This is a genomic window from Pelomonas sp. KK5 (assembly GCF_001984095.1).
In the GTDB taxonomy this organism is placed as follows: Bacteria; Pseudomonadota; Gammaproteobacteria; order Burkholderiales; family Burkholderiaceae_C; genus KK5.
The window spans coordinates 1-423 of sequence record NZ_LYVQ01000580.1 but is presented as its reverse complement, the minus strand read 5'-3'; the positions used below and the strand labels follow the sequence as shown (position 1 = coordinate 423).

The following is a 423-nucleotide window of genomic DNA, read 5'->3' as shown; positions in this document are numbered from 1 at the left end:
GGGGATCTGGCTGCTGGTCAGCGCGTTCAGCGTGTCGCTGCCCATGCCGGCGACCTGCGCCGTCGTGAGCTGCTGGACCTGGCCGCTGGTGAGGGCGCCGATCTGGTCGCTGTCGAGCGCACCGAGCTGGGCGCTGTTGAAGGCGCGCAGCGCGGCGCTCGAGAGGGCGCGCAGGTCGTCGGTGCTGAAGTTGACGAGCTGGGCCGTCGTCAGGCCCTGCACCTGGGCGGAGCTGAGCACGGCGGCCTGGCCGCTGGTCAGCGCCACCACGTCGTCGGTGCTCAGCGCATGGATCTGCGCGGAGCCCATCGCCTTGATGCCGGCGGAGCCCAGCGCGACCACGTCCTCGGTGGTCATCGTGGCGACCTGCGCGGTGCCGATGGCGGCGATCTGCGAGCTGGTCAGCGCGGGGATCTGGCTGCT

Annotated in this window: 1 pseudogene; it reads right to left on the bottom strand. The window is 71.9% G+C overall.

Annotated elements, in window-relative coordinates:
- A pseudogene (locus tag B0W88_RS34250) lies at positions 1-423 on the bottom strand (heme utilization protein); the annotation flags it as partial.